This is a genomic window from Stenotrophomonas sp. TWI809 (assembly GCF_039673205.1).
In the GTDB taxonomy this organism is placed as follows: Bacteria; Pseudomonadota; Gammaproteobacteria; order Xanthomonadales; family Xanthomonadaceae; genus Stenotrophomonas.
Genome location: NZ_JBDJLE010000009.1, coordinates 39,743 through 66,380, shown reverse-complemented (window position 1 = coordinate 66,380; position 26,638 = coordinate 39,743). Strand labels below are relative to the sequence as shown.

At 66.3% G+C, this 26,638-nt stretch carries 18 protein-coding genes and 1 riboswitch; of the genes, 7 read left to right on the top strand and 11 right to left on the bottom strand.

The window, feature by feature from the left end:
- The first annotated feature begins 2 nt into the window (after nucleotides 1–2).
- Nucleotides 3–3,173, top strand: a complete 3,171-nt coding sequence (locus ABE472_RS09280; RefSeq protein WP_346466053.1) for an efflux RND transporter permease subunit — start codon at nucleotides 3–5, stop codon at nucleotides 3,171–3,173.
- 205 nt (nucleotides 3,174–3,378) lie between these two features.
- On the opposite strand, the gene ABE472_RS09275 is transcribed toward ABE472_RS09280, so the two are convergent.
- Nucleotides 3,379–3,738, bottom strand: coding sequence for a hypothetical protein (locus ABE472_RS09275; RefSeq protein WP_346466052.1), 360 nt, complete (start codon nucleotides 3,736–3,738; stop codon nucleotides 3,379–3,381).
- A 344-nt stretch (nucleotides 3,739–4,082) separates the two neighbouring features.
- Here ABE472_RS09275 and ABE472_RS09270 point away from each other — a divergent pair, with 344 nt between their 5' ends.
- Nucleotides 4,083–5,093 carry a hypothetical protein gene (locus ABE472_RS09270; RefSeq protein WP_346466051.1) on the top strand — a complete coding sequence of 337 codons (1,011 nt, stop codon included), beginning with the start codon at nucleotides 4,083–4,085 and terminating at the stop codon, nucleotides 5,091–5,093.
- A gap of 27 nt (nucleotides 5,094–5,120) precedes the next feature.
- Here the strand turns inward: ABE472_RS09270 and gdhA are convergent, their stop codons facing one another.
- From gdhA to ilvC, 9 genes are all read right to left on the bottom strand, one after another.
- Nucleotides 5,121–6,464 carry an NADP-specific glutamate dehydrogenase gene (gene gdhA / locus ABE472_RS09265; RefSeq protein WP_346466050.1) on the bottom strand — a complete coding sequence of 448 codons (1,344 nt, stop codon included), beginning with the start codon at nucleotides 6,462–6,464 and terminating at the stop codon, nucleotides 5,121–5,123.
- A 110-nt stretch (nucleotides 6,465–6,574) separates the two neighbouring features.
- Entirely contained in the window at nucleotides 6,575–7,636 is a 1,062-nt protein-coding gene (leuB, locus tag ABE472_RS09260; RefSeq protein WP_346466049.1) for a 3-isopropylmalate dehydrogenase, read from the bottom strand.
- A complete protein-coding gene (leuD, locus tag ABE472_RS09255) occupies nucleotides 7,626–8,204 on the bottom strand; it encodes a 3-isopropylmalate dehydratase small subunit (protein WP_088432620.1) in 579 nt (192 codons plus the stop codon). The genes leuB and leuD overlap by 11 nt, the downstream gene beginning before the upstream one ends.
- Nucleotides 8,204–9,625: a 3-isopropylmalate dehydratase large subunit gene (gene leuC / locus ABE472_RS09250; protein WP_346466048.1), complete on the bottom strand. Its 1,422-nt coding sequence runs from the start codon at nucleotides 9,623–9,625 to the stop codon at nucleotides 8,204–8,206. The genes leuD and leuC overlap by 1 nt, the downstream gene beginning before the upstream one ends.
- 41 nt (nucleotides 9,626–9,666) lie before the next feature.
- A complete protein-coding gene (locus tag ABE472_RS09245; protein WP_313219644.1) occupies nucleotides 9,667–11,214 on the bottom strand; it encodes a 2-isopropylmalate synthase in 1,548 nt (515 codons plus the stop codon).
- 2 nt (nucleotides 11,215–11,216) lie between these two features.
- Nucleotides 11,217–12,314: a threonine dehydratase gene (locus ABE472_RS09240; protein WP_346466080.1), complete on the bottom strand. Its 1,098-nt coding sequence runs from the start codon at nucleotides 12,312–12,314 to the stop codon at nucleotides 11,217–11,219.
- A gap of 114 nt (nucleotides 12,315–12,428) precedes the next feature.
- Nucleotides 12,429–12,683, bottom strand: coding sequence for an ACT domain-containing protein (locus ABE472_RS09235; protein WP_019183810.1), 255 nt, complete (start codon nucleotides 12,681–12,683; stop codon nucleotides 12,429–12,431).
- A complete protein-coding gene (ilvG, locus tag ABE472_RS09230) occupies nucleotides 12,667–14,400 on the bottom strand; it encodes an acetolactate synthase 2 catalytic subunit (protein WP_346466047.1) in 1,734 nt (577 codons plus the stop codon). The genes ABE472_RS09235 and ilvG overlap by 17 nt, the downstream gene beginning before the upstream one ends.
- Nucleotides 14,401–14,439: 39 nt before the next feature.
- Nucleotides 14,440–15,414 carry a ketol-acid reductoisomerase gene (gene ilvC, locus ABE472_RS09225; RefSeq protein ID WP_313219646.1) on the bottom strand — a complete coding sequence of 325 codons (975 nt, stop codon included), beginning with the start codon at nucleotides 15,412–15,414 and terminating at the stop codon, nucleotides 14,440–14,442.
- A 655-nt stretch (nucleotides 15,415–16,069) separates the two neighbouring features.
- Between ilvC and ggt the strand changes: the two genes are divergently transcribed.
- Nucleotides 16,070–17,788, top strand: a complete 1,719-nt coding sequence (gene ggt, locus ABE472_RS09220; protein ID WP_313209160.1) for a gamma-glutamyltransferase — start codon at nucleotides 16,070–16,072, stop codon at nucleotides 17,786–17,788.
- 529 nt (nucleotides 17,789–18,317) lie between these two features.
- Here ggt and ABE472_RS09215 read toward each other — a convergent pair.
- On the bottom strand, nucleotides 18,318–19,886 hold the full coding sequence (locus tag ABE472_RS09215; protein WP_346466046.1) for a BCCT family transporter: 1,569 nt from the start codon (nucleotides 19,884–19,886) through the stop codon (nucleotides 18,318–18,320).
- Between the two features lie 287 nt (nucleotides 19,887–20,173).
- Nucleotides 20,174–20,275: riboswitch (TPP riboswitch) on the top strand.
- Nucleotides 20,276–20,388: 113 nt separating this feature from the next.
- Here ABE472_RS09215 and thiC point away from each other — a divergent pair.
- The 4 genes from thiC to ABE472_RS09195 all read left to right on the top strand — a co-directional run bounded on the left by thiC (nucleotide 20,389) and on the right by ABE472_RS09195 (nucleotide 26,627).
- Nucleotides 20,389–22,266 (top strand): phosphomethylpyrimidine synthase ThiC, encoded by a 1,878-nt coding sequence (gene thiC / locus ABE472_RS09210; RefSeq protein WP_346466045.1) that lies wholly within the window; start codon nucleotides 20,389–20,391, stop codon nucleotides 22,264–22,266.
- 97 nt (nucleotides 22,267–22,363) lie between these two features.
- Nucleotides 22,364–23,041 (top strand): ion channel, encoded by a 678-nt coding sequence (locus ABE472_RS09205; RefSeq protein WP_019183815.1) that lies wholly within the window; start codon nucleotides 22,364–22,366, stop codon nucleotides 23,039–23,041.
- A 251-nt stretch (nucleotides 23,042–23,292) separates the two neighbouring features.
- Nucleotides 23,293–25,632: a winged helix-turn-helix domain-containing protein gene (locus ABE472_RS09200; RefSeq protein WP_346466079.1), complete on the top strand. Its 2,340-nt coding sequence runs from the start codon at nucleotides 23,293–23,295 to the stop codon at nucleotides 25,630–25,632.
- Nucleotides 25,633–25,745: 113 nt separating this feature from the next.
- Entirely contained in the window at nucleotides 25,746–26,627 is an 882-nt protein-coding gene (locus ABE472_RS09195; RefSeq protein ID WP_019183817.1) for a helix-turn-helix transcriptional regulator, read from the top strand.
- Nucleotides 26,628–26,638 lie beyond the last annotated feature (11 nt).

Sequence of the window (26,638 nt, the reverse complement as noted above, 5' to 3'; positions counted from 1 at the left end):
CCGTGCGCCGCTTCAACCTCTCCGAATGGGCGCTGGGCAACCGGCCACTGGTGCTGTTTGCGATGCTCGCCTTCGCGATCATCGGCGCGTGGTCGTACAAGCACCTGGGCCAGTCCGAAGATCCACCGTTCACCTTCAAGGTGATGGTGGTGCGCACGAACTGGCCCGGCGCGACCGCCGAACAGGTCTCACGCCAGGTCACCGAGCCGATCGAGAAGGCACTGCTGAACACCGGGCAGTACGAGTTCATCCGCTCCTACTCACGCCCGGGCGAATCGCAGGTGATCTTCGTGGCGCGCGACAGCCTGCGCTCCAAGGCGATTCCCGACCTGTGGTACCAGGTGCGCAAGCGCGTGGGCGACATCAAGCCGACGCTGCCGCGCGAAATCGTCGGCCCGTTCTTCAACGACGAATTCGGCGACACCTTCGGCAACATCTACGCGTTGACCGGGCAGGGCTTCGACTACGCGGTGATGCGCGACTACGCCGACCGCATCCAGCTGGAACTGCAGCGCGTGCCGGATGTGGGCAAGATCGAGCTGGAAGGCCTGCAGGACGAGAAGGTCTGGATCGAGCTGTCCAACACCAAGCTGGCCACGCTGGGCGTGTCGCTGCAGCAGGTGCAGCAGGCATTGGCCGACCAGAATGCCATTGCCGCGACCAGCTTCTTTGAAACCCCGACCGACCGGGTGCAGCTTCGCGTCACCGGCCAGTTCAAGCGCGTGGAGGACATCCGCAGCTTCCCGATCCAGGCTGGCGACCGTACCGTGCACCTGGGCGATATCGCCGAGATCAAACGTGGTTTTGCCGATCCGGCGTCGCCGAAGATGCGCTTCATGGGCGAAGACGCCATCGGCATCGCGGTGGCAATGAAAGACGGCGGCGACATCCTCAAGCTGGGCAGTACGCTGGATGCCGAGTTCGAGCGACTGCAGAAGACGCTGCCGGCCGGCATGCAGCTGCGCAAGGTCTCCGACCAGCCGCATGCGGTGGAAGAGTCCGTCGGCGAGTTCGTGCAGGTGCTGACCGAAGCGGTGGTGATCGTGCTGCTGGTGAGCTTCTTCTCGCTCGGCCTGCGCACCGGCCTGGTGGTGGGCGTGACGATTCCGCTGGTGCTGGCGATGACCTTCTTCGTCATGCATTACTTCGGCATCGGCCTGCACAAGATTTCCCTGGGCGCGCTGGTGCTGGCGCTGGGCCTGCTGGTGGACGATGCGATCATCGCGGTGGAGATGATGGCCACCAAGATGGAGCAGGGCTACGACCGCCTGCGCGCGGCCAGCTTCGCGTGGGAGTCAACCGCCTTCCCGATGCTGACCGGCACGCTGATCACCGCGGCCGGCTTCCTGCCGATCGCCACGGCCGCCTCCAGCACGGGCGAATACACCCGCTCGCTGTTCCAGGTGGTGACCATCGCGCTGGTGGTGTCGTGGATCGCCGCGGTGCTGTTCATCCCGTATCTGGGCGACAAGATGTTGCCTGACCTGTTCAACCCGCAGCCGCCCAAGCCGGACAGCCTGGCGGGGCGCTGGCACGCCCGTCGCCTGCGGTGGGCCGACCGCCATCCCGCGTTCGCGCGCTGGATCGCGCCGAAGGTGCATGCGCACGACCACGATCCGTACCAGCGTCCGTTCTACGTGCGCTTCCGCCGTTTCCTCGATGTCTGCCTGCGCCATCGCTGGTGGGTGATCGCTGCCACGGCCGCCCTGTTCGTGTTCTCGTTGCTGATCTTCCGCTTCGTGCCCCAGCAGTTCTTCCCGGATTCGACCCGCCCGGAACTGATGGTGGACATCGAACTGGCCGAGGGTGCCTCGTTGCAGGCGACCCAGGCCCAGGCGGCCAAGCTGGAAAAGCTGCTCAAGGACCGCGAGGGCATCAGCAACTATGTGGCCTACGTCGGCACCGGCTCGCCGCGCTTCTACCTGCCGTTGGACCAGCAGCTGCCGGCCACCAACTTCTCGCAGTTCGTGGTGCTGACTGAAGATGCCAAAGCCCGCGAAGCGACCCGCGACTGGCTGCTCAAGGACGTGATTCCGCAGTTCCCGGACGTGCAGATGCGCGTGACCCGCCTGGAGAACGGCCCTCCGGTCGGCTACCCGGTGCAGATGCGCATCTCCGGCGAGCATATCGCGCAGGTGCAGGCCATTGCCCGGCAGGTGGAAGCCAAGGTGCGCGCAAACCCGCACGTGATGAACGTCAACCTGGACTGGAGCGAGCCGAGCAAAGTGGTACGGCTGGTTATCGACCAGGACCGTGCACGCGCACTGGGTGTGAGCAGCGCGCAGGTGAGCCAGTTGCTGGGCACCTCGTTGTCGGGCATGAGCGTGAGCACCTACCGGGAGGGCAACCGCCTGATCGAGATGCTGCTGCGTGGCCCGGACAACGAGCGTGTGCGGCTGGACATGCTGGGCAGCCTGGCCATTCCGACCGCCAGCGGCACCTCGGTGACGCTGTCGCAGGTGGCGCGCCTGGAGTACGTGTTCGAGGACGGCATCATCTGGCACCGCAACCGCCTGCCGACGGTGACCGTGCGCGCCGACATTGCCGACGCGAAGCAGCCGCTGGACGTGGTGCAGCAGATCCTGCCGACACTGGAGGGCATCCGTGCCGAGCTGCCGTCCGGCTACCTGCTTGAAACCGGCGGCACGGTGGAGGATTCCACCCGTGGCCAGGATTCGATCAAGGCCGGCATGCCGCTGTTCCTGATCGTGGTGGCGACGTTGCTGATGCTGCAGCTGCGCAGCTTCTCGCGTGCGGCGATGGTGCTGGTCACCGCGCCGCTGGGCATCATCGGCGCGACCCTGTTCCTGCTGCTGTTCCGCGCGCCGTTCGGCTTTGTGGCGCTGCTGGGGACGATCGCGCTGGCCGGCATGATCATGCGCAACTCGGTGATCCTGATCGATCAGATCCAGCAGGACATCGATGCCGGGCATGACCGCTGGCACGCAATCATCGATGCCACCGTGCGCCGCTTCCGCCCGATCGTACTGACCGCGCTCGCCGCGGTGCTGGCGATGATCCCGCTGTCGCGCAGCGCGTTCTACGGCTCGATGGCGATCTCGATCATGGGCGGTCTGATCGTCGGCACCGTGCTGACCCTGGTGTTCCTGCCGGCGCTGTATGCCGCGTGGTTCCGGGTGAAGCCGGACGAGGCGAAGACCAGCGAAGGCTGAGGGCCTCGGTGCCGACGTAACGTCGGCACCCATGCGGCTTCAAGGGCCACGACGGTGCTGCGCGCATGCAGGAAGGGTGGTGCAGGTAGGGAATTCGCCTGCTTCGCCAGCATTGTGTGCTCCGCGGGAACGAATGCTGGCCATTCGTTGACAAACAGCGGCGGTCGCATGGCTCCAGCCGGAGATTTGGTGCCGCAGCCCACCATCACGTCCAGCGGACCAGGTAGTCGTACACGTCCAGTGCTACAAGGTATCCAAGTACGGCGAAGAAGATCCCAATCAGCACGCCCGCTAGCGATGCGCCGAGCCTCTTTCGTGCGGCGCCCATAATGAGGGCTGTCAAGACTAGCGCAATGCAGCCGACAGCAAATACGAGAACCGCTGCGAGCTTGTCATCCATGCCTGTCTTTGTGAAGAGGTACGACAGTTGGACGAAGAGCAGAAGCAATGGGGCGGCACAGCACCAGGCAAAGAAATGGGCCATCCCGCTGCGAGGGAGTGAAGCAAGGCCGTAGGTAGTGGATGACTTGCAATCATCGGATGTCATAAAGAGCTCGTAGGGCATGGCGGGAACACCTGGTTCTGGCAGCGAAGGCTTGGAATGCGCTTGTCCGGCTCCTGTGGCATTCATAGATCCTAGATGAGTGCAGTCATGATTTGAATGAAAGAAATCCGAAAATAGCAATGCAGCTGAAGCTCTGGCGACTGAGGCGGCAATGTCTTGGTCGCCGATACTCCGGCCAACCGCGTTGCAGTGCGCGGAGATGGTGCGGGTCAGCGCAGCCGCCACGGATCGGACTCGACGCGAGGGGGCGTCGCCTCGCGGTATCAGTCGGTGCACAATGTCTGCGTGGTATTTTTCGGTCGCGAATGATGTCTCTACGTTTTTCCTACCCAATCACTGCTGCCGTGGCCGTGGCCGTCGCCGTGTCGATGGCCGGTGCGCCGCCAGCGCAGGCGAACACCGCTGCCAGCTTCCAGCGCGATCTCATCGAGCTGCTCGAATGCCGCGCCTCACCGGCGGCAATGCAGGCGGTGACGACGGCGCTGCGTGGCGCACTGTACGGAACGCCGCGGGAGCGTCCGGCCCATCTGCAGGGCTGGGACTTCACGCGCAGCGGTGACGGGGACGACACGACGACTTTCATCGACATGCCGGACGCGTTGACGGTGCACGGCATCACAACGCACCGCGTGGTGGCCGATGACACGGGCTTCTCGATTCCCGTCGACGCCGGGCAGCGTGCGCGCATCGTCAGCGGGAACGGGCTGCGGCTGCGGTCGAGCAACCTGCGTGAGCCGTTCCAGGTCTGGTCGGCATCAGAGGCATCGGGCGATGCGTCATTGCCTGCCGCACTCGTGGTGCGCAGCGATGGGGAGGGCTATCGGGTGGGATGTGACTACCCCGGTCCGATGCGCGAGGCGCGTGTTCCATCGCGATTGCTCGAGACGGCCACGGCCAGTGATATTGGCGCGGCGCTCGAGTGTCGGGCGGACGATGCTGCCATGCAGCGCATCGCGAACACGTGGGAGCGTGTTTCGGAACTGTCGCCGCTGGCGTGGCCGGACAATGTCAGCGCGGTGGCCGAGCGTGAGTACGGTGTCGGCGGACAGACGATGTCCCTCCTCGCCGTCACGCTGGACCACCCTGTGATGCTGCAGGGGCTGCCCGTACAGTCGCTCGGCATCGCCCAAGGGGGCTATTTCGCAGCGGACATGGGCGATGCGCCGCTGAAGGCGGTGCTCGATGCCACGCGCCTGGGGGTGGCGGATCGACAGGTAGAGGGGTACTGGATGCGCGAAGCAACGCGGGAGGCGTCCTCCGGATACACGCGCGTGCGGGCATTCAGCGTGATACCCACCGACAGCGGTGCCGTGCTGGCCGGCTGCATGACGAGCGAGGTCCGCTCGGCGGACTGATCGCTGCGCCCGTTCATCGGTCTGCCCTCAGTAAACACCCTGCGCCAGCATCGCGTCGGCCACCTTCACGAAACCGGCGATATTGGCGCCGTCCACGTAGTTCACGCTGCCGTCGGCGCGCCTGCCGTGGCGCACGCAGTTGGCGTGGATGTCCTTCATGATCCCGTGCAGGCGCTCGTCGACATCGGCGTGATGCCAGGTCAGGCGCTGCGCGTTCTGGCTCATTTCCAGCCCCGAGGTGGCCACGCCGCCGGCATTGCTGGCTTTGCCCGGTGCGTACAGGGTGCCGGACGCGAGGAAGACGTCCACCGCCTCCAGCGTGGCGGGCATGTTGGCGCCTTCGGCCACGCACAGCACACCGTTGTCGACCAGGGCGCGGGCATCATCTTCGTCCAGTTCATTCTGGGTGGCGCAGGGCAGGGCGATCTCGGCCGGGATGTGCCAGGGACGCTTGCCCTCCAGGTACTCGAAGCGTTTGTCGTCGGCCAGCTCGGACAAGCAACCACGGCGCTCGTTGCGCAGTTCCACCACCTCCTGCAGCGCCGCGTCATCGAAGCCATCGCGGGCGTACAGCGTGCCGCCGGAATCGGAGAGCGTGAGCACTGTCGCGCCAAGCTCGATGGCCTTGATCGCGGCATGCTGGGCGACGTTGCCGGCGCCGGAAATCAACACCTTCGCGCCATCGGTATCGCGACGGGCATGGTGCAGCATCTGCTCGACGAAGTAGACGGTGCCGAAGCCGGTCGCTTCCGGACGCATCAGGCTGCCACCGTAGGAGAGGCCCTTGCCGGTGAACACGCAGGCGGCATTGTTGGTGAGCTTCTTCATCATGCCGGTCATGTAGCCGACCTCGCGCGCGCCGACGCCGATGTCGCCGGCCGGCACGTCAGTATCGGCACCGAGGTGACGGTGCAGTTCCAGCATCAAGGCCTGGCAGAAGCGCATCACTTCGGTGTCGCTGCGGCCCTTGGGATTGAAGTCCGAGCCGCCCTTGCCACCGCCCATCGGCAGGGTCGTCAGCGCGTTCTTCAGCGTCTGCTCGAAGGCAAGGAACTTCAGGATTGACTGGTTGACCGACGGATGGAAGCGCATGCCGCCCTTGAACGGGCCGATCGCCGAACTGTGCTGCACGCGCCAGCCGCGATTCACATGGGTCTTGCCGGCGTCATCGGCCCAGGCCACGCGGAACTGGATCACCCGCTCCGGCTCCACCAGCCGCTCCAGCAGGCCTTGTTCCAGGTAGCGGGGGTTTCGCTCCAGGAACGGCCACAGGCTCTGGATCACTTCTTTGACGGCCTGCAGGAATTCCGGCTGATGCGGATCGCGCTGGGCCACGTGGTTGAGAAAGTCGGCAGAGGAACGAGGGTTCAAAGGCTTTCCTTGTTGGGGGCCGGCCGCTGGCTGCGACGTGGCCGACGGGACAGGGAGGCCGTGCGGGATGTGGACACACGAACGCGGCCCTCAGGCCGCGTTCGTGACGATCATTGCAGCTTGGCAAGGACCGCGTCGGTTGCTGCGGCGGTACTCACCGCAAAACCCTTGGCGGCGAGATCGGCGGTGAACACGCCGTCATCCAGCACGGCATACACCGCGGCCTCGACCGTAGCAGCCTCGTCGTCCAGCCCCAGTGAATGCCGCAGCAGCATCGCGGCACTGAAGATCGTCGCGTACGGATTTGCAATGCCCTTGCCGGCGATGTCCGGCGCCGAGCCGTGGATCGGCTCGTAGATGCCCACTGCGCCGGGCTCGCCCAGCGATGCCGAGGGCAGCAGGCCGAGCGAGCCGGCCAACATCGAGGCTTCGTCGGTGAGGATGTCGCCGAACATGTTCTCGGTCACGATCACGTCGTACTCGCGCGGCTTGGCCAGCAGATGCATGGCCATCGAATCGACCAGCTGGTGCTCCAACGCGATCTCCGGGAATTCCTCGCGGCCGATCCGCGCGGCGACATCGCGCCACAGGCGCGAGGTTTCCAGCACGTTGGCCTTGTCCACCGAGGTGACCTTGCCGCGGCGGGTCTGGGCCAGGCGGAACGCGGTGCGCAGCACGCGCTCGATCTCGCCCACGCTGTAGCTGCACAGGTCGCTGGCGGTGTCGGCGGTGCGGGTCTTCTCACCGAAGTAGATGCCGCCGGTCAGCTCACGCACGACCACGAAGTCCACACCCTCCAGCAGTTCGGCCTTGATCGGCGAGGCGCCAAGCGCGGCCGCGTGCGTGCGCACCGGGCGCAGGTTGGCGTACAGACCCAGCGCCTTGCGGATTGCCAACAGACCCTGCTCCGGGCGGACCTTGGCATTCGGATCGGACCACTTCGGGCCGCCGACCGCGCCGAGCAGGATGGCGTCTGCCTTGCGGCACGCCTCCAGCGTGGTGGCCGGCAGCGGCTCGCCGTGGCGATCGATGGCGATGCCCCCGATATCGTGTTCCTGGAACCCGAAGGTGTGACCGAAACGGGTGGCGACGGCCTCCAGCACCGCCACGGCGGCGGCGGCGACTTCCGGACCGATGCCGTCACCCGGCAATACGACAATCTCAGCGTGCATGTTCACTCTCGTAACGTTCAATGTCAGGGGTACGGCCCAACAGATACCCCAATTGGTCCACGCCTTCCAGCAGGCAGGTCTGCGAGAAGCCGTCCAGCGGGAAGGCATACACGCGTCCATCGGGGGTGCGCAGTTCGCGCGCGGCCACGTCGATGGTCAGTGCGTCATCCGGGCGCTGCATCAGCGTCTGCACGTCGGCTTCGTCCAGCACGATCGGCAGCAGGCCGTTCTTCAGCGAATTGCCGCGGAAGATATCGGCGATCTCGCTGCTGACGATGGCGCGGAGGCCCAGGTCGGTCAGGGCCCACGGCGCATGCTCACGTGAGGAGCCGCAGCCGAAGTTGCGGCCGGCCAGCAGGATGCTGCGGCCGGCGTTGTGCGGCTGGTTGAAGGCGAACGCCGGGTTCGGCACGCCTTCGCTCTGCCAGCGCCAATCATTGAACGCATGCTTGCCCAGGCCGACGCGCTCGGTGGTGGACAGGAAGCGCGCGGGGATGATCTGGTCGGTATCGATGTTGGTCTCGCGCAGCACCACGCTGGTCGAGGTCAGGGTACGGAAGCCGCTCATCAGGCCACCTCCAGCGTGGCATACAGTTCACGTGGGTCGGCGACGCGGCCGTTCACTGCGGCCCAGGCGGCCGTCATCGGCGAGGCCAGCAGGGTGCGCGAGCCGGGGCCCTGGCGGCCTTCAAAATTGCGGTTGCTGGTGCTGACGGCCAGCTGCCCCGGGGCGACCAGGTCGCCGTTCATGGCGATGCACATCGAACAGCCGGGCTCGCGCCATTCGGCACCGGCAGCGCGCACCACCACATCGATGCCTTCGGCTTCGGCCTGGCGCTTGACGATTTCCGAGCCCGGCACCACCAGCATGCGCACGCTCGGGGCGACGCGGCGGCCCTGGAGTACCTGCGCCACTTCGCGCATGTCGCTCAGCCGGCCGTTGGTGCAGGAGCCGACGAAGACCACATCCACCGGGGTGCCGGCCAGCGTCTGCCCGGCGTGGAAGTGCATGTAATCCAGGCCCTTCTGGTCGGCCGCATCGTTGGCCGCCGGAATCGGCTGGTCCACGGCGATGGCGGTGCCGGGGTGGGTGCCCCAGGTCAGGGTGGGCCGGATGTCGGCGGCGTCGATGTGGACCTCCACGTCGAAGCGCGCACCGGGATCGCTGCGCAGCTGCGACCACGCGCTGACCGCGGTATCGAAGTCGGCGCCCTTGGGGCCACGCGGGGTGGCGGCCACCCAGTCGAAGGTGACCTGGTCGGGGGCGACCATGCCGGCACGTGCCCCGGCTTCGATGGACATGTTGCACAAGGTCATGCGCTGCTCCATGTCCATCGCTTCGATCGCGCTGCCGCGGAACTCCAGCACATGGCCGGTGCCACCGTTGACGCCGATCACGCCGATGATATGCAGCACCACGTCCTTGGCGCCGACGCCCTGCGCCAGCGTGCCATCCACGGTGATCGCCATCGTTTTCGCCTTGCGCTGCAGCAGGCACTGGGTGGCCAGCACGTGGCCGACCTCGCTGGTGCCGATGCCGAAGGCCAGCGCGCCGAACGCGCCGTGGGTGGAGGTGTGGCTGTCACCGCAGACGATGGTCATCCCCGGCTGGGTAAAGCCCTGTTCGGGGGCGATCACGTGCACGATGCCGCGGCTGGCCGATTGCAGGTCGAACAGCTCGATGCCGTGCGTGGCGCAGTTGTCGGCCAGCATCGCCACCTGGGCTTCGGAGGCGGCGCTTGCATACGGCAGCTTGCCGTCGGCAGCGGCCGGCAGGGTGGGGGTGGAGTGGTCCATCGTCGCCTTGGTCCGGTCCGGCCGGCGCGGGGAGAGGCCGCGCTCGCGCAGTTCGGTGAAGGCCTGCGGCGAGGTCACTTCGTGGATCAGGTGCAGGTCGATGTACAGCACGGCGGGCGCGCTGTCGGTCTCGGGAACGACGACGTGGGCATCCCACAGTTTGTCGTACAGGGTGCGGGGAGCTGGGGTCATGGACTGGCCTTGCTGCGGTTCGGGGTACGTAGTGGGGGTGCTCAGGCCGCGGCGGTGGCCGCGGGCTGCTCGGCCGTCGCGTTGCGCTGGCGCAGCAGACGGTTGGCGACCTCCAGCCACGCCAGTGCGGAGGCTTCGATGATGTCGCGGCTGGTGCCGGTGCCTTCGTACTCCACGCCCTCATGGCGCACGCTCAGGTTGGCTTCGCCGCGCGCATCGGCGCCGATGCCCACACTGTGCACGTGGTAGCTGTCCAGCATCAACTGCACGCCGGTGGCGGCCGACAATGCGCCGAACAGCGCATCGACCGGACCATCGCCCTGCGCCGTCTCGGCAACGCGGTTGCCGTCAGGATCGGACAGCTCGACCAACGCGTTGGCGCGGCTGCCGACGTCGCTGATCGTCATCGAGGCCAGCCGGTAGCCGTTCTGGGTAGCGCTGCCCTGCATCAGGGTCTGCAGGTCGGCGTCGGTGACCACGCGCTGCTGTTCGCACAGTGCCTTGAACTGTTCAAAGACGTGCTTCAGTTCCTCCTCGTACAGGAAGAAGCCCAGCGCACGCAGGCGTTGTTCGACCGCAGCGCGGCCACTGTGGCGGCCCAGCACCATCTGCGAGGATTCCCAGCCCACGTCTTCCGGGCGCATGATTTCGTAGGTGCCGCGGTGACGCAGCATGCCGTGCTGGTGGATGCCCGACTCGTGTGCGAAGGCGTTGGCGCCGACGATCGCCTTGTTGCGCTGGACCGGCATGCCGACCAGGCGCTGCAGCAGCTGCGAGGTGGCGACGATGCGCTGGGTGTTGATGTGCGTGTCTTCGTCGTAGAAGGCGTTGCGTACCTTCAGCACCATCGCGATTTCTTCCAGCGAGCAGTTGCCGGCGCGCTCGCCGATACCGTTGACGGTGCACTCGACCTGACGCGCGCCGCCTTCGATGGCGGCCAGCGAGTTGGCCACGGCCAGGCCCAGATCGTTATGGCAGTGCGCGCTGAAGATGATGCGGTCGCTGTCGGGCACGCCGGCGATCACGCGCTGGAACATGCCGCGGATCTCTTCGGGCGTGGTGAACCCCACGGTGTCGGGCAGGTTGATGGTGGTGGCGCCGGCGGCCACGGCCACGCGGGCAACCTCGATCAGGAAATCTTCCTCGGTGCGCGTGGCATCTTCAGCGGAGAACTCCACATCGCCCACGTAGCTGCGGGCCAGGCTGACGTGCTTGTGCACCGACTCCAGCACCTGCTCGCGGCTCATGCGCAGCTTGTGCTCGCGATGCAGGGGGCTGGTCGACAGGAATACATGCAGGCGCGGGTTCGCGGCGGCTTCCAGCGCCTTGGCCGAGGTTTCGATATCGGCGGCCAGGCAGCGCGACAGCACGGCCAGGGTCGGGCGGCGGACTTCGCGGGCGATCATGGCCATCGCTTCGCGGTCGGACTGGGAGCTGGCCGGGAAGCCGGTTTCCATGACATCCACGCCCAGCTCGTCCAGTGCGCGGGCCATTACCAGCTTCTGCTGCGGGCTCATGCTGCAGCCGGGCGATTGCTCGCCGTCGCGCAGGGTGGTGTCGAAAATTCTGATTCGGGGGGAGTTGGGCATGGTCACCAGGAGGTCTCCTCGACGGCAAGGTCGGATGGGATGGCAGAGGTAGGAATCGAAGCGGAAATCGGGGATGTCGCGAGCACGGTTGGTAGGGGCGGGCGTGTTCGCTCGCTGGCGCGGCGGCGCGGCTTGCGCGGGGGGCGGGGACGGATGTCGGCCAGCAGCTGGGCCAATACCAGCGCATCGATGTTGCCGCCGGAGACCACCGCGCACTTGCGCTTGCCGGCGACCCGGCGGCCGGCGGCCAGTGCCAGCGCGCCGGCACCTTCGGCGATGACGTGCTCTTCCAGCGCCAGCCGCACCAGGGTCTCGCGCAGCTCGGCTTCACGCACGATCACCACATCGTCCAGCAGCGCACTGCACAGCTTGCGGGTCAGGAAACCGGGAATCTTCACCTTGACGCCGTCGGCCAGCGTGGCGACGGGGGCGATTTCCCGCACGTCGCCGCGGATGGCGCGGGCCATCGAATCGACGCCCTCCACCTGCGCACCGACGATGCGCACGCCCTGCGATTTCAGCGCCAGCGCGACGCCGGAGGCCAGGCCACCGCCGCCGATCGGCACGATCACCACGTCCGGCGCATGCGGGGCCAGTTCAATGCCCAAGGTGCCCTGGCCGGCGATCACGTCCGGGTCGTCGAAGGCGGACAGGAAGCGATAGCCGTGCTGGTCGGCCAGGGCACGGGCGAAGGCGTAGGCCTCGTCGTAGCTCTCACCGTGCTGGCGCACGGTGGCGCCCCAGTGGGCGACCCCGGCGATCTTGGTGGCCGGTGCACCGTGCGGCATCACCGTGATCGCCGGAATGTTCAAGCGGTAGGCGGCCCACGCCACGCCCTGGGCGTGGTTGCCGGCCGAGGCGCAGATGACCGGGCGGTCATCGCCGCGCTCACGCCCGGCCAGCAGGGCGTTCAATGCACCGCGCACCTTGTAGGACCCGGTGCGCTGCAGGTTTTCCAGCTTCAGCCAGACGCCGAAACGCTCGGCGAAGTGCAGCGGCGTGGGCGGCAGGAAGCGGCGCAGCCGCGCCTGCGCGGCCAACACATCCGCGACGCTTACGTCGCCTACCTCCGGTTCCTGCGGGGTACGGCTAGCCGGCATCGTGCACCCGGCCACGATGATCGTCGCCATGCGGTACGCGCTGCGACGGCGCGCGGTGCGGCGCACGACCGAGAAGGCACCTCCGTACCGGCACCGATGCAACGGTGCGGGCGTTCATGCGGATACTCCGGGTTCCAGCGCGCTGATGCGCACCGAAACACAGTCGTAGATCTTCTCGATCTGGCGACGCAGGGTTTCCGGCGGGCGGGTGGAATCGACCACCAGCTGCAGGTGCCAGCGGCCGTCGTCGGCGGCATTGGGCGCACCGGCGATCGCGCGCGGCGCGAAGCCGCGGCGTTCGGCCATGCCGATCACGCGCAGCAGCGCGCCTTCGGCCGGGGTCAGCACCAGGTCAAGCCGGTATTGCATTGGGGAACTCCTGGGACTGATGAGCGGGGTTGCTTTCCAGCATGGTGCTGTTGGCGTTGTTGGGCGGCACCAGCGGCCACACGTTGGCACGCGCATCGATGGCCACATGCAGCAGCGCCGGGCCGGGCTGGGCCAGCATCGCGGCCAGGCCACCTTCGACATCGTCACGCGCCTCGATGCGCGTGGCCGGAATGCCAAACACCTGGGCCAGTGCGGCGAAGTCGGGGTTGTCGGACAGATCGATCTCGCTGTAGCGCTCGGCGAAGAACAGTTCCTGCCACTGGCGGACCATGCCCAGCGAGCTGTTGTCCAGCAGCACGATCTTCACCGGCAGGCGGCAGCGGGCGATGGTGACCAGCTCCTGCACGTTCATCATGAAACTGCCATCGCCGGAGACCAGCACCACGGTGCGATCCGGGCAGGCGAACTGCGCACCCATCGCCGCGGGCAGGCCGAAGCCCATGGTGCCCAGCGCACCGCTGGTCAGGTGGTTGCGCGGGTGGGTGAAACGGCAATGCTGGGCGACCCACATCTGATGCTGGCCGACATCGCAGGCGATGATCGCGTCGCTCGGCGCCAGCTCGCTCAGCCGCTTCAGCAGCGCCGGTGCGTAGATGTGCTTGCCCGGTGCGTCGTAGCGCGGGGCGAAGCGATCACGATGGCCCTGGCAGCGCTTGGCCCAGGCCTCCTGCGTGGCCGGTGCGGTGGCCGCGGCGGTCAGTGCGCGCAGCGCCGTACCGACATTGCCCGGCACCGCGATGTCGGCGGTGCGCAGCTTGGAGATCTCGTACGCATCGGCATCGATATGCACGACGCGGGCAAACGGGGCGAACTCGTTCAACTTGCCGGTCGCGCGGTCATCGAAACGCGCCCCGACCACGACCAGCAGATCGCTTTCCTGCACGGCCATGTTGGCCGCGCGGGTGCCGTGCATGCCCAGCATGCCCAGGTAGTGAGGGTGCTGCGGCGGCAGCGCCCCCAGGCCGCGCAGGGTCAGCACGGTCGGAATACGGGTTGCCTCGACGAAGGCACGGAAGTCCTCCACCGCATCGCCCAGCGCCACGCCACCCCCGGCATAGATCACCGGCTTTTCGGCCGCGGCGATGGCGGCGATGGTCTGCGCGATGGCCTCGTCCTGCGGCGCAGGCGGTGCCACCACCGTGGACGGCACGTGGTCGGGCAGGTGCGACGCATCGGCCACCTGCACGTCTTTGGGCAGATCGATCAGCACCGGACCAGGACGACCCTCGCGGGCGATCCGGAACGCATCGGCGACCACCTGCGGCAGGTCATCGACCGAGCGCACCAGCCAGCTGTGCTTGACGATCGGCAGGGTCAGCCCGAACACGTCCAGTTCCTGGAACGCGTCGGTGCCCAGCAGCGGGGTGGCGACCTGGCCGGTGATGCAGACCATCGGCACCGAATCCAGCATCGCATCGGCGATGCCGGTGACCAGGTTGGAGGCGCCCGGGCCGGAGGTGGCGACGCAGACGCCGACCCGGCCGCTGGCACGGGCGAAACCGTTGGCGGCCAGGGCCGCGCCCTGCTCATGGCGGACCAGGATGTGCTTCAGCCCGGAATCCACCAGGGCGTCATAGAACGGCATGATGGTGCCGCCCGGATAGCCGAACAGCGTATGCACGCCCTCGGCTTCCAGGGCCTGCGTCAACCAGCGTGCGCCGTTGCGGGGCGCGGTGCTGTGTGCGGAGGTATTCATGCGGTGACCTTTACGAAAGCGGGTGGGGGAGCCGCGCGGTTACGCGGCTTGACTTTGCAACCAGACCATCTTGGCGCGCAGTTCCTTGCCTACCTTCTCGATCGGGTGCTCCAGGTCGGCCTGCTTGAACTTGTTGTAGTTCGGCAGGCCCGCTTCGTACTCGGCCACCCAGTTCTTGGTGAAGGTGCCGTTCTGGATATCGGTCAGCACGTCCTTCATGCGCGCCTTGGTGCCGGCGTCGATCACGCGCGGGCCGCTGACGTAGTCGCCGTACTGCGCGGTTTCGGAGATGAATTCCAGCATGCGGGTGATGCCGCCTTCGTAGAACAGGTCCACGATCAGCTTCAGTTCGTGCAGGACTTCGTAGTAGGCGATTTCCGGCTGGTAGCCGGCTTCGACCAGGGTTTCGAAACCGGCCTGCACCAGGGCCGAGGCGCCACCGCACAGCACGGCCTGCTCGCCGAACAGATCGGTTTCGGTCTCTTCCTTGAAGGTGGTCTGGATCAGGTTGGCGCGCGCGCCGCCCAGGCCACCGGCGTAGGCCAGGGCGTACTCGGCGGCCTTGCCGCTCTTGTCCTGGTAGACCGCCCAGATGCACGGCACACCGCGGCCGATCTCATACTCGCGACGGACCAGTGCACCCGGGCCCTTCGGCGCGACCAGTACCACGTCCAGATCCTCGCGCGGTTTGATCATGTCGAAATGCACGTTCAGGCCGTGCGCGAACAGCAGCACCGCGCCCTGTTTCATGTTCGGCGCGAGCACGTCTTCGTAGAGCTTCTTCTGCACCATGTCCGGGGTCAGCACGGCGACCAGATCGGCATCCTTCACCGCCTCGGCGGGGGCTTTGACGGTGAAGCCGTCGGCCTGTGCCTTGACCTCGGTCGGACCGCCCGGGCGCAGCCCGACGACGACATCGAAACCGGATTCACGCAGATTCAGCGCGTGCGCGCGGCCCTGGCTGCCGTAGCCGACAACAGCGATCTTGATCTGGGGCAGGTCGTTGGTGCTCATGGGGGAGGTCCTTTGGAGGCAAGAAAAAAGAGGGCCGACGGTCAGCGACGCGTCGGCCCATCAGGGGAAGGGGTGGCACCGGCCTGGCCGCGACCACACGCGAACGCACCCGCCGTGGGGGCGGTAGGCGTCGGCTGGCTCGAGGTGGGCTGGCGGGTCATGGTGGAAGGCAACTCGGAGGGGAGGTGGGAAATCAAAGGGTTCTGAAACGAAAAAACCCGCACCTGGTCGGGTGCGGGTTTTGATGGATACCTGGCAGTCTTGCTTACACGCCGGTCCGTCCCGCACCTGTTGGTTGGGTAATAAGTACGAGGACGAGAAGCGAATGGATGGAGGCCGCGCCGTGGTCGGCGTGCTCGATGGATTCGCGGGTGGCTGTGCGCTGCAACATGAGATCGAGAAAACCACACGGCTTTTGGCGGTGTCAACCCTGGAAACACAATTTCCATCGGTTTCGCCTGCATCCACCGCAAGGCCCCGTCGTACAAGGATGGTTGCGGCTGAAAGCGTTCCGATGAACTGGAATTCAGCATTTTGCAGGGCCTGATTGCGCGGATTCGCAGCGGATTTGTGGGAGGTGCATGACCATAGTGGGATGTGCTCCGGCGGCATCTGCCGCCACCATCAGCTCGCTACCACCCTCAGGAACCACCCCGTGTCCTCACGCCTTGCCCGCGGCCTGCTCGCCGCCGCCGTCCTGTGTGCCCTGCCTGCGGCCGCCATCGCTGCCGACCGGATCACCGGCCACACCTTCGCCACCCGCTCGGAGGTGATCGCCCCGCACGCGATGGCCGCCACCTCCCAGCCCCTGGCCACCCAGATCGCCCTGGACGTGATGAAGTCCGGTGGTTCGGCGGTGGATGCCGCGATCGCGGCCAATGCCGCTCTCGGTTTGATGGAACCCACCGGCAACGGCGTCGGCGGTGATCTGTTCGCGATCGTGTGGGACCCCAAAAGCGGGAAGCTGTATGGGTACAACGGCTCGGGTCGCTCGCCGAAGTCGCTGACCCTGGCCGAGTTCCAGCGCCGGGGCCTGAAGGAGATTCCGGCCACCGGTCCGCTGCCGGTCTCGGTACCCGGCGCGGTGGATGGCTGGTTCGCCCTGCATGACCGTTTCGGCCGCAAGCCGATGGCCGACAACCTCGCGCCCGCCATCCGCTACGCCCGCGAAGGCCACCCGGTCGCCGAGGTGATCGCCTACTACTGGGACCGCTCAGTGCCGCGACTGTCCAAGTACCCCGGCTTCACCGAGCAGTTCACGATCAACGGCCATGCCCCGCGCAAGGGCGAGATGTGGAAGAACCCGAACCTGGCCCACACGCTGGAGCAGATCGCCCAGGGCGGCCGCGATGCCTTCTACAAAGGCGAGATCGCCCGCACCATCGGCACCTACTTCAAGGCCAATGGCGGCTACCTGAGCTATGAGGACATGGCCAGCCATCACGGCGAGTGGGTGGAGCCGGTCAGCAGCAACTACCGCGGCTATGACGTGTGGGAGCTGCCGCCGAACAGCCAGGGCATCGCCGCGCTGCAGATCCTCAACGTGCTGGAAGGCTACGATTTCTCCAACATCCCCTTCGGCTCGCCCGAACACGTGCACCTGTTCGTGGAAGCCAAGAAGCTGGCCTTCGCCGACCGCGCGCGCTTCTACACCGATCCGGCGTTCCACCCGGCCCCGGTCGACCGGTTGATTTCCAAAGGCTACGCCGCTGAGCGCCGCAAGCTGATCTCGATGGACAAGGCGCTGAGTGAAGTGCAGCCGGGTACGCCGAAGCAGCTGCAGGAAGGTGACACGATCTACATGACCGTCGCTGATGCCGACGGCATGATGGTCTCGCTGATCCAGTCCAACTACCGCGGCATGGGCAGCGGCATGGCGCCTCCGGGCCTGGGATTCATCCTGCAGGACCGTGGCGAGATGTTCGTGCTGCAGAAGGATCACCCGAACGGCTATGCGCCGGGCAAGCGTCCGTTCCAGACCATCATCCCGGGCTTCGTCACCAAGGACGGCAAGCCGTGGATGAGCTTCGGCGTGATGGGGGGCGCGATGCAGCCGCAGGGCCATGCCCAGATCGTGATGAACATGGTCGATTTCGGAATGAATCTGCAGGAAGCCGGGGATGCGCCGCGCATCCAGCACGAGGGCTCGACCGAGCCGACCGGGCAGGCCACCGCGATGAGCGACGGTGGCGAAGTCAACCTGGAAACCGGCTTCCCGTACGAAACAGTGCGCGCGTTGATGCGCAAGGGCCACCGGGTGGTGTTCGCGGATGGTCCCTACGGTGGGTACCAGGCGATCCTGCGTGATCCGGAGACCGGGGTGTACTACGGCGCGTCGGAAAGCCGCAAGGATGGGCAGGCGGCGGGGTACTGATTCCCTCGTGCTTCGTAGCGCCGACCGTTGGTCGGCAGAGTCGCAGGGCAGAGCGTCAAGCAGGGCGTAAAGCAGGGCGCTTTGGGGCTGCGGGTAGTGGGCCGCCCTGGGTGGGTTGGCGGGACCCGCCGTGAATCCATCCATGGAGGCTCATGTCGCCGCATCCATGCGGCTCATGGTCCCGCCAACCCACCCACGCCGACCCACCTACAGTGGGTCGGTGCGCATGGCAAAAGCGAACACGGCCGAAGCGGTAGAGCCACGCCATGCGTGGCTGCTTTGCCTCAACCAGGAGCCAAGGCGTCAGGTGCACGCTGCTGCGCAGAGCTTGGCCCGGCGGCTCTCCCCAGAACCACCTTGAAACTGTGAGCGGGACGGGGCGGGTGGGTTGTCGGCACCATGAGCGCCATGGATGGCGCGACATGAGCCTCCAAGGACGGATTCACGGCGTGTCCCGCCAACCCAACCGCCCCGGCCCGCCCACCGATAGCCCGGGAGCGTGCCGCTCTAAGCGACCAACCCAGCCACCCTAAGGCGCCCGAGCCGCCTCATCGCGTGTTTCTTCCTGCGCCGCGATTTCCCGCTCGATCCACTCATCCATCAACCGCCGCGCGCGCTGTGCACGGCGTCGCTGCAGCGCATGCTCCATGTCCAGCACCCGGTACAACGACCACATCACCGCCAACATCAACAACGCAAACGGCAGTGCCGCGATCGTGATCATCCCCTGCAGCGCGTTGAGGCCACCGGCCAACAGCAGCACGCCCGCGATCAACGCAATCGCCACGCCCCACACCATCCGGCGCGCCAGCGGCGGATCGCCGGCTTCCTCGGTCGACATCGTGGCCAGCACCAGCACCGCCGAATCGGCCGAGGTCACGAAGAAGATCATCAGCAATACCAGCGCGATCACCGACAACACCGTCGGCATCGGCAGGCTGTCGAACATCGTGAACAGCACCGTCTCGTAGCCATTGCCCAGCGCCTGCGCCAGGTCCACGTGGCCGAAGATCTGCGACCACAGCGCGGTGCCGCCGAATACCGAGAACCACAGGAAGCCCAGCACGCTCGGTGCGATCACCACGCCCAGCACGAACTCGCGGATGCTGCGCCCCCGCGACACGCGGGCGATGAACGAGCCCACGAACGGTGCCCATGCGATCCACCAGGCCCAGTAGAAGATCGTCCAGTCCGCCACCCAGGTGCTGCCCGAGAACGGCGACATGCGCAGGCTCATGGTGACCAGCGAGTTGAGGTAGGACCCAATCGTGGTAGTGAACGTATCGAAGATGAAACCGGTGGGCCCCAGCACCATCACCAGCGCCAGCAGTACCGCCGCCAGACCCAGGTTGAAGTTGGAGAGCCACTTGATGCCACGGTTGACGCCGCTGGTGGTGGAGGCCATGTACAGCACGAACGCCACCGCGATGATGGTCAGCTGCACCGGCACCGAGGCCTGGATGCCGAACACGCGCTCGAGACCGGCGGCGATCTGGATCGTGCCGAAGCCCAGCGTCGTTGCCACACCGATCGCCGTGGCGACCACTGCAGCGACGTTGACGACAGTGCCCATCCAGCCCCGGTGATGCGCACCGATGATCGGCTGCAGCAGATCACTGATCAGCCCGCGGCCGTTGCGGTTGAACTGGAACCACGCCATCGCCAGGCCGATCAGGGCGTAGATCGCCCAGGGATGCAGGCCCCAGTGGAAGAACGCATAGCGCATCGATGCGCGCGCCGCCTCCATGCTTTGCGGGGCCAACCCTTCCGGTGGCTTCACGAAATGCGAGATCGGCTCGGCCGCGCCCCAGAACACCAGGCCGATGCCCATGCCGGCCGCGAACAGCATCGACATCCAGCTCGCGTTGGAGAAGTCGGGTTCGGCATCTTCGCCGCCGATGCGCAGTGAACCGAAGCGGCCGAAGGCCAGGTACATCAGGAACGACAGGGTGATGAACACCACCAGCAGGTACAGCCAGCCGGTACTGCGGATGATGGTGGACAGGCCGCTCTGGACGACCTCGTTGAAGGGGCCCGGCGCGAGGCCGGCGATCAGCACCAGCAGTGCGACCAGTGCGATGGAAATGCGGAACACCATGCAGGCGTGTCTCCGATCAGTAGGGGCGAGCCGAGGCTTGCAATCTCCAGCGGCACGGCGGCAACGACTGGGGCGGATCAAGCCGGTCGAGGCCGGTCAGTACGGACGTCAATGGCGTCGAACAATGCGCAATGCGCGCGTGATCGGGACGCTACCCCTGATCGCACCGCATACTGCGCTGCAGCATCGTAGTGCATCGGATGTCGGCGCGCTGTTCACACCCAGGGCCAAGCAGCTTGGTTGGTCTGTCCCAGCGCGCCGAGGGTCATCGCTTTGTGCTCTAATTCGCCCCGAAGCGGGGGTACCGCGGCCCAGTGGCCAAGGTTGAGACAGTCCCTTCGAACCTGATCCGGTTGATACCGGCGTAGGGAAGCTTCGCAATTGCTGATGCACTGCGCCGTAGGGCTGCCCCGCCCGAAGACCGCCCGTGTTGCGTCTGCCGTGCGCCGCCGCTTCGTCCGTTCCGCCCATTCCCGGGCGGGACCCGATCCAGGACGACGTCATGAACGCAGCGCTTTCCTCCCTGCAGCAGCAGGCCCAGCAATTGTCCGAATCGGTCACCCGCCCGATTCCCGGCTCACGTAAGATCCATGTGCCCGGCTCACGCAGCGACCTGCTGGTGCCAATGCGCGAGATCGTGCTGACCCGCACGCCGACCCTGTTTGGTGGGGAAGAGAACGCGCCGGTCACCGTGTACGACACGTCTGGCCCGTATACCGATCCGAATGCGCGGATCGACCTCTCCGTGGGACTGCCGCCGTTGCGTGCCGGCTGGGTGGCCGAGCGGGGCGATACTGATGTGCTCGATGGCCTGAGCTCGGCATTTGGCCGCTCCCGCGAAACCGATGCGCGCCTGGATGCGGTGCGCTTCCCGTCGCGGCTGCAGCCACGGCGCGCGCGGGCCGGTGCCAACGTCACGCAGATGCACTACGCACGCCGCGGCATCATCACCCCGGAGATGGAATTCGTCGCCATCCGCGAAAACCAGCGTCTCGAGGCCATCGTCGATGCCGCGCTGCTCAGGCAGCATCCCGGCGAAGCCTTCGGCGCGTCCATCCCGGCGCGCATCACACCGGAATTTGTCCGCGATGAAATCGCCCGCGGCCGTGCGGTGCTGCCCAACAATATCAACCACCCGGAAAGCGAACCGATGATCATCGGCCGCAACTTCCTCACCAAGATCAACGCCAACATCGGCAACAGCGCGGTTTCCTCGGGCATCGCCGAGGAAGTGGAAAAGCTGGTCTGGGCGATCCGCTGGGGCGGTGACACCGTGATGGACCTGTCCACCGGCAAGCACATCCACGAGACCCGCGAATGGATCCTGCGCAACTCGCCGGTGGCCATTGGCACCGTGCCGATCTACCAGGCACTGGAAAAGGTCGATGGCCGCGCGGAGGAACTCACCTGGGACATCTTCCGCGACACGCTGATCGAGCAGGCCGAGCAGGGCGTGGACTACTTCACCATCCATGCCGGTGTGCTGCTGCGCTATGTGCCGTTGACCGCCGGGCGCGTGACCGGGATCGTCTCGCGGGGCGGCTCGATCATGGCCAAGTGGTGCCTGGCACACCACAAGGAAAACTTCCTGTACACCCACTTCGAAGACATCTGCGAGATCATGAAGGCCTACGACGTGACCTTCTCGCTTGGCGACGGCCTGCGCCCGGGGTGCATCGCCGACGCCAACGACGCGGCGCAGTTCGGTGAGCTGGAAACGCTGGGTGAGTTGACCAAGATCGCCTGGAAGCACGACGTGCAGACCATGATCGAAGGCCCCGGCCACGTGCCGATGCAGCTGATCAAGGAAAACATGGACAAGCAGCTGCGTGAGTGCGGTGAGGCGCCGTTCTACACACTCGGCCCGCTGACCACCGATATCGCCCCGGGCTACGACCACATCACCAGTGCGATCGGCGCGGCCATGATCGGCTGGTACGGCACGGCGATGCTCTGTTACGTCACGCCCAAAGAGCACCTGGGTCTGCCCAACCGCCAGGACGTGCGCGACGGCATCATGGCCTACCGCATCGCCGCGCACGCCTCGGACCTGGCCAAGGGCCATCCCGGCGCGCAGGTGCGTGACAACGCGCTGAGCAAGGCACGCTTCGAATTCCGCTGGGAAGACCAGTTCCATCTCGGGCTGGATCCGGAGAAGGCCAAGGAGTTCCACGACGAAACGCTGCCCAAGGACGCGCACAAGCTGGCCCACTTCTGCTCGATGTGCGGCCCGCACTTCTGCTCGATGAAAATCACCCAGGACGTGCGTGACTATGCAGCGGGGCAGGGCCTGGATGAGCGCACGGCGCTGGAGGCCGGCATGGCCGAAAAGTCCGCACAGTTCCGCGATCTGGGCGCAGAGGTGTATCGGCAGGAGTGACGCATCGGCCGGGGCGGGCACGCCGTCCCGGCCATCATCCGGCGCGCGCACGATTCCGGCTAAGCTCGGCGCGACCAGGCAGGGGTGGGGGACCACAATGGCGATAGCACGCAGCACCAAATGGCTGGCCATCGCGCGCCGGCATCCCTCGGCCTGGTTGTTGGCCGTGCAGCTGCTGGGCGTGCTGCTTTACCCCGCGATGGACGAGGCCGGCGCCAGCCGCGCGCTGTTCGGCGCGTTCGGCATCGCCGTGCTCGGCCTGGCGCTGTGGGTGGTGCGGCGCAGTCCGCTTGGAATGTGGGTGGCGCTGGTGCTGGCGATTCCCTCGGTGGTGTTCTCCATTGCAGGCGCCCTGCTGGAGCGCCCGGCACTGGTCACCACCGCACAGCTGCTCGAATGCCTGCTGTATTTCTATACGGCCGGCAGCCTGATTGCCTACATGCTGCAGGACCACAAGGTGACCCGTGACGAACTGTTCGCTGCGGGCGCCACGTTCACGCTTTTGGCCTGGGCCTTCGCCTTCGCGTTCGCGGTCTGCCAGCAGTGGTACCCGGGCAGTTTCGTGGCGACCAGCGAGAGCGAATTGAGGACCTGGATGGAGCTGCTTTATCTCAGCTTCAGCTTGTTGTCCGGGGTGGGGTTGAGCGACGTCGTGCCGATCCATTCCCAGGCGCGCGCATTGGTAATGCTGGAGCAGTTTTCAGGCGTGATGTACGTTGCCCTGGTGGTCTCGCGGCTCGTCGGGCTGACCATGCTGGCGCGTGCACGAAACTGAATCCAGGATAAAAAATTCGCGCCAGAAGGCGCGAATGGTGATGCGATTTATGTGAATTCATCGGCGAGAGAGAGCCTGTCGTCACCCGCGCGCATAGGCGTGGTTAACCGGCATAGGCTAGTATTCGCGCGCCTTGGTGTTTTTGCGGTTTGCGCCGATGGCGTGTGCGGAATCTGGCGGTTCGTCTGGCTGTATCGATTGTGACGATCGCGTGAATTCCAGTGGTTTTTTTGCATTTCCACGTGTTCTGGATGATCAGCAACGACAGTGAGCGCCCCTCCGCCGATGTGATTCGAATCGGCGACTTCATCGTCACTTTCTCCTCGCGGGAAGTGATGAGCGAAGGCATGCGTCGCCCACGTCGGCTCACACCCAAGGCGCTGGGCGTGCTCAGGATGCTGCTGCGATCGCCGGGCGCCGTCGTGACCCGGGATGAACTGTTCGCGGAGGTCTGGCCGGATACCCTGCCGACCAACGACGTGCTGACCCAGGCGGTGACCCAGCTGCGCAAGGCGTTCGCCAGCGATGATGACGCGGCCTCGCCCTATATCGAAACCATCGCCAAGACCGGTTACCGGCTTCTGGTGGCCGTCAGCGTGGTCGAGGATGCCGCGCCTGCACTGCTGATCGAGCCTGACCTCCAGCAGCCGGCCGCAAGCGTGCTCACCGTGGCTGAAGTGCCTGCGGCATTGCCGCCGGTGCTGACCGAGCTGGACCCGATCAAACGCCGTCGGCGTCGCCTGCGTCGCTATGCGGTGGTGGCGGTCGGCATGGCGATGCTGGTGGCGCTGCTGGTGATGGCAGGAATGCTGATGCAGCGCGATCCGCCCGCCTCGGCGGTGGACGCGGCGGTGGAAGATGGCACGCGGGTGATCGGCAGCCCGCAGCGGCCTTACCGGCTGATTACCGCAACGGCAGGGTTCGAGACATATCCCACATTGTCCCCGGATGGATCGCAGATCGCCTATGAGGCCGATGTGCCCAGCCGCCCGGGCAGCGTCATCAAAGTGCAGACCTCCGGCAATACGCCTGCCCGCCCGTTGGTCGAGCCTCCCAAGGGAATGTCCGACCGGTTCCCGAGCTGGTCGCCCGACGGTCGTGAGATTGCGTTCGCCCGGTTCGGCCCTGCCGAGAGTTGCGAAGTGCTGATCGCCAGTGCGACCGGCGGCGCAGTGCGCCATGTCACCCGGTGCGACGGGACCGAACTGCTCAGCTTCGATTGGACGCCCGATGGGCGGGGTCTGGTGTTCGGCTCGCTGTCTGGCCGGTATGCGCAGCGCGGTATCCGCACTCTGGATATCGCCAGCGGACGATGGCAGTCGCTCGATTACGATCTCGGCCGTGACAACTTCGAGTACGCGCCACGCTATTCGCCGGACGGTCGCTGGATCGTCTTCGTCCGCAATCCCCAGATCGGCGATCTGTGGCGGATGCCTGCCGAAGGGGGCACCCCGGAGCAGCTGACCGACGATTCGGCGGAGATCCGTGGCTGGGCCTGGCGCAGCGACAGCCGCCACCTCGTGTTCGGCCGCCGCGTCGACAGCGAATCGCGCCTGTATGAACTGGATACCTACACCCGCGTGCTGCGTGATGTCGGCCTGGACGATGCGCAGTCGCCGACTGTTTCGCGCACCGGCGACATGCTCGCCTTCGTGCACCGCCGCCCGCAGTTCGGCCTGTTCCGGGTTCCGGTGACGGCCGGGGGGCTGGGCGCACCGGAGCGCTTGTTCCCCTCCAGTGGACGCGATGCGCAGCCGATGGTGTCGCCGGATGGCCAGCAGATCGTGTTTTCGTCGGACCGTTCGGGCAGCTACGCGCTGTGGTGGGCCGACATGCAGCGGCCGGAGTCGCTGCGTCCGATCGAAGGGCTGCGGCCTGAGGCGCGCCAGTCCTCCGACTGGTCGCACGACGGTAAACGCGTGCTGGTGCTGGGCCGCGATGAACATGCCAACCCCGGCATCTATGAGGTGTCTCCGCGCGATGAGCAGACCGTGCGCCTGCCCGTGCCGGTACGGCAGCCGCTGCAGGCGCTGTACGGCAGGGATGGGCAGCAGCTGCTGGTGGTGGAGCGCGACCGTGACGAACGCATGCGCTTGTCCCTGTTCGATCGCAGCGTGACGCCATGGCGCCTGCTCGGCAGCATCGAGGGGGTCTCGCAGGCACGCTATGACATCGCCGGCGAACGTGTGCTGTTCACCCGCCTCTCGGCCGGGGGGCTGTGGCAGGCCGATGCCGCCCTGACGCCGGGCAGCATCCGCCAGATCAGTGAAGACCGGCCCACGCGCTGGCGCTATCGCACCTGGACCGTATCGGCGCAGGGCAGCATCGACTACCTGTCCAACCGTGCCGATTGCGCGACCGTATTCACGCGCATCGCACAGCCGGTCGCCGACCAGGAGCACTGCCTGGACGCGGAGCGGCTGAGTGCCAGCAATGGATTCAGCGCGGGCCCGGGCGGCGAGGCGCTGTACTTGGCCCTGGCCGTGGCCGATGGCACGGACATTGGCGTGATGTCGCTTCCCGAGCGCGTCCCGTCGCTGTTCCCCGGCTTCGTCAAGTCCATGATTTTCAAGACGAAAGACCCTTCGTAAGTTCTTCGTAAGGTTCTCGCCTCGAATTCGGATCAATCTCGCCAGGACTTCCTGAGGCAGTGGCCTGATTTGGCAACACTGCAGGCCAGCAAAGGCAAACTCACGGTGTCGTCATGCGTCAGCTCTCCCTGGCCGATCGCGGTCAAGCGCTCTCTCTGGACAAGGTCGTCGACGACGGTCCCCTGCCAACCTGCCTGGGCGTGGCACGCTTGGGCAGCCTGCAGAGCCCTGGCACGACCTTCACGGTGTGGATCCAGCTGCGCGGCAGCGCATGGGTGGAATCCAAAGAGGGGCGCTTCCGGCTGCGCCAACGTGAGTGGATCGCCTTCGAGAAGGAATCCCGCCCGATGGTCCAGGCCGGTCGCGATGGCCTGTGCATCGGCCTGAGCCTGGCCCCGGACGCACTGCGCGCGCTGGGTGAGCTTACCGACTGCAGCCTCTACGCCGGCCGCGGCAGCATGAGCCGCAGCGATGCCCGTGTCGCGCTGCGCCTGTGGCGTGATGTGCTGGCCAGCGGCCACCCGACCCAGGCGCTGCGCCCGGTGCTGTTGCACCTGGCGGCCCTGCAGCAGGGCATGGCGACCGGCGTGCAGCGTTGCCCGGGCCGCTCCCGCAGCCGCAAGCGCCAGGTGTTTGGACGCATGCAGCGCGCGCGCCTGTACCTGGAGGGCAACAGCCACCGGGTGGTGCGCATCGGTGAGCTGGCCGAGCTGACCAACTTCTCCAGCTGGTACCTGTCCAAGACGTTCCAGAGCCTGTATGCCGAGAGTCCGCAATCGCTGTCCGCGCGCCTGCGCCTGGAGCGGGCCGCCGATCTGCTGCGCGATACTGACATGATGGTGGGCGAAGTGGCGGCCGCCAGCGGATTTGACAACTGCTGCAGCTTCGCACGGGCGTTTCGGGCCCGCTTCGGGTTGTCTGCGTCACGCTATCGTGAGGCCGGTGCGAATCTCTCGCCAGATTCGGCAAAGTCTTCGGTTGTCTCCCGCAAATAATTCACTGCAAC

Coding starts and splice junctions, on each gene's coding strand:
- ABE472_RS09275 (WP_346466052.1), bottom strand. CDS start 3,738: ATGCCCTACGAGCTCTTTATGACATCCGATGATTGCAAGTCATCCACT.
- leuB (WP_346466049.1), bottom strand. CDS start 7,636: ATGCACGCTGAGATTGTCGTATTGCCGGGTGACGGCATCGGTCCGGAA.
- leuD (WP_088432620.1), bottom strand. CDS start 8,204: ATGAGCGGCTTCCGTACCCTGACCTCGACCAGCGTGGTGCTGCGCGAG.
- leuC (WP_346466048.1), bottom strand. CDS start 9,625: ATGACCCCAGCTCCCCGCACCCTGTACGACAAACTGTGGGATGCCCAC.
- ABE472_RS09245 (WP_313219644.1), bottom strand. CDS start 11,214: ATGCCCAACTCCCCCCGAATCAGAATTTTCGACACCACCCTGCGCGAC.
- ABE472_RS09240 (WP_346466080.1), bottom strand. CDS start 12,314: ATGCCGGCTAGCCGTACCCCGCAGGAACCGGAGGTAGGCGACGTAAGC.
- ABE472_RS09235 (WP_019183810.1), bottom strand. CDS start 12,683: ATGCAATACCGGCTTGACCTGGTGCTGACCCCGGCCGAAGGCGCGCTG.
- ilvG (WP_346466047.1), bottom strand. CDS start 14,400: ATGAATACCTCCGCACACAGCACCGCGCCCCGCAACGGCGCACGCTGG.
- ilvC (WP_313219646.1), bottom strand. CDS start 15,414: ATGAGCACCAACGACCTGCCCCAGATCAAGATCGCTGTTGTCGGCTAC.
- ABE472_RS09215 (WP_346466046.1), bottom strand. CDS start 19,886: ATGGTGTTCCGCATTTCCATCGCACTGGTCGCACTGCTGGTGCTGATC.
- thiC (WP_346466045.1), top strand. CDS start 20,389: ATGAACGCAGCGCTTTCCTCCCTGCAGCAGCAGGCCCAGCAATTGTCC.
- ABE472_RS09205 (WP_019183815.1), top strand. CDS start 22,364: ATGGCGATAGCACGCAGCACCAAATGGCTGGCCATCGCGCGCCGGCAT.
- ABE472_RS09200 (WP_346466079.1), top strand. CDS start 23,293: ATGATCAGCAACGACAGTGAGCGCCCCTCCGCCGATGTGATTCGAATC.
- ABE472_RS09195 (WP_019183817.1), top strand. CDS start 25,746: ATGCGTCAGCTCTCCCTGGCCGATCGCGGTCAAGCGCTCTCTCTGGAC.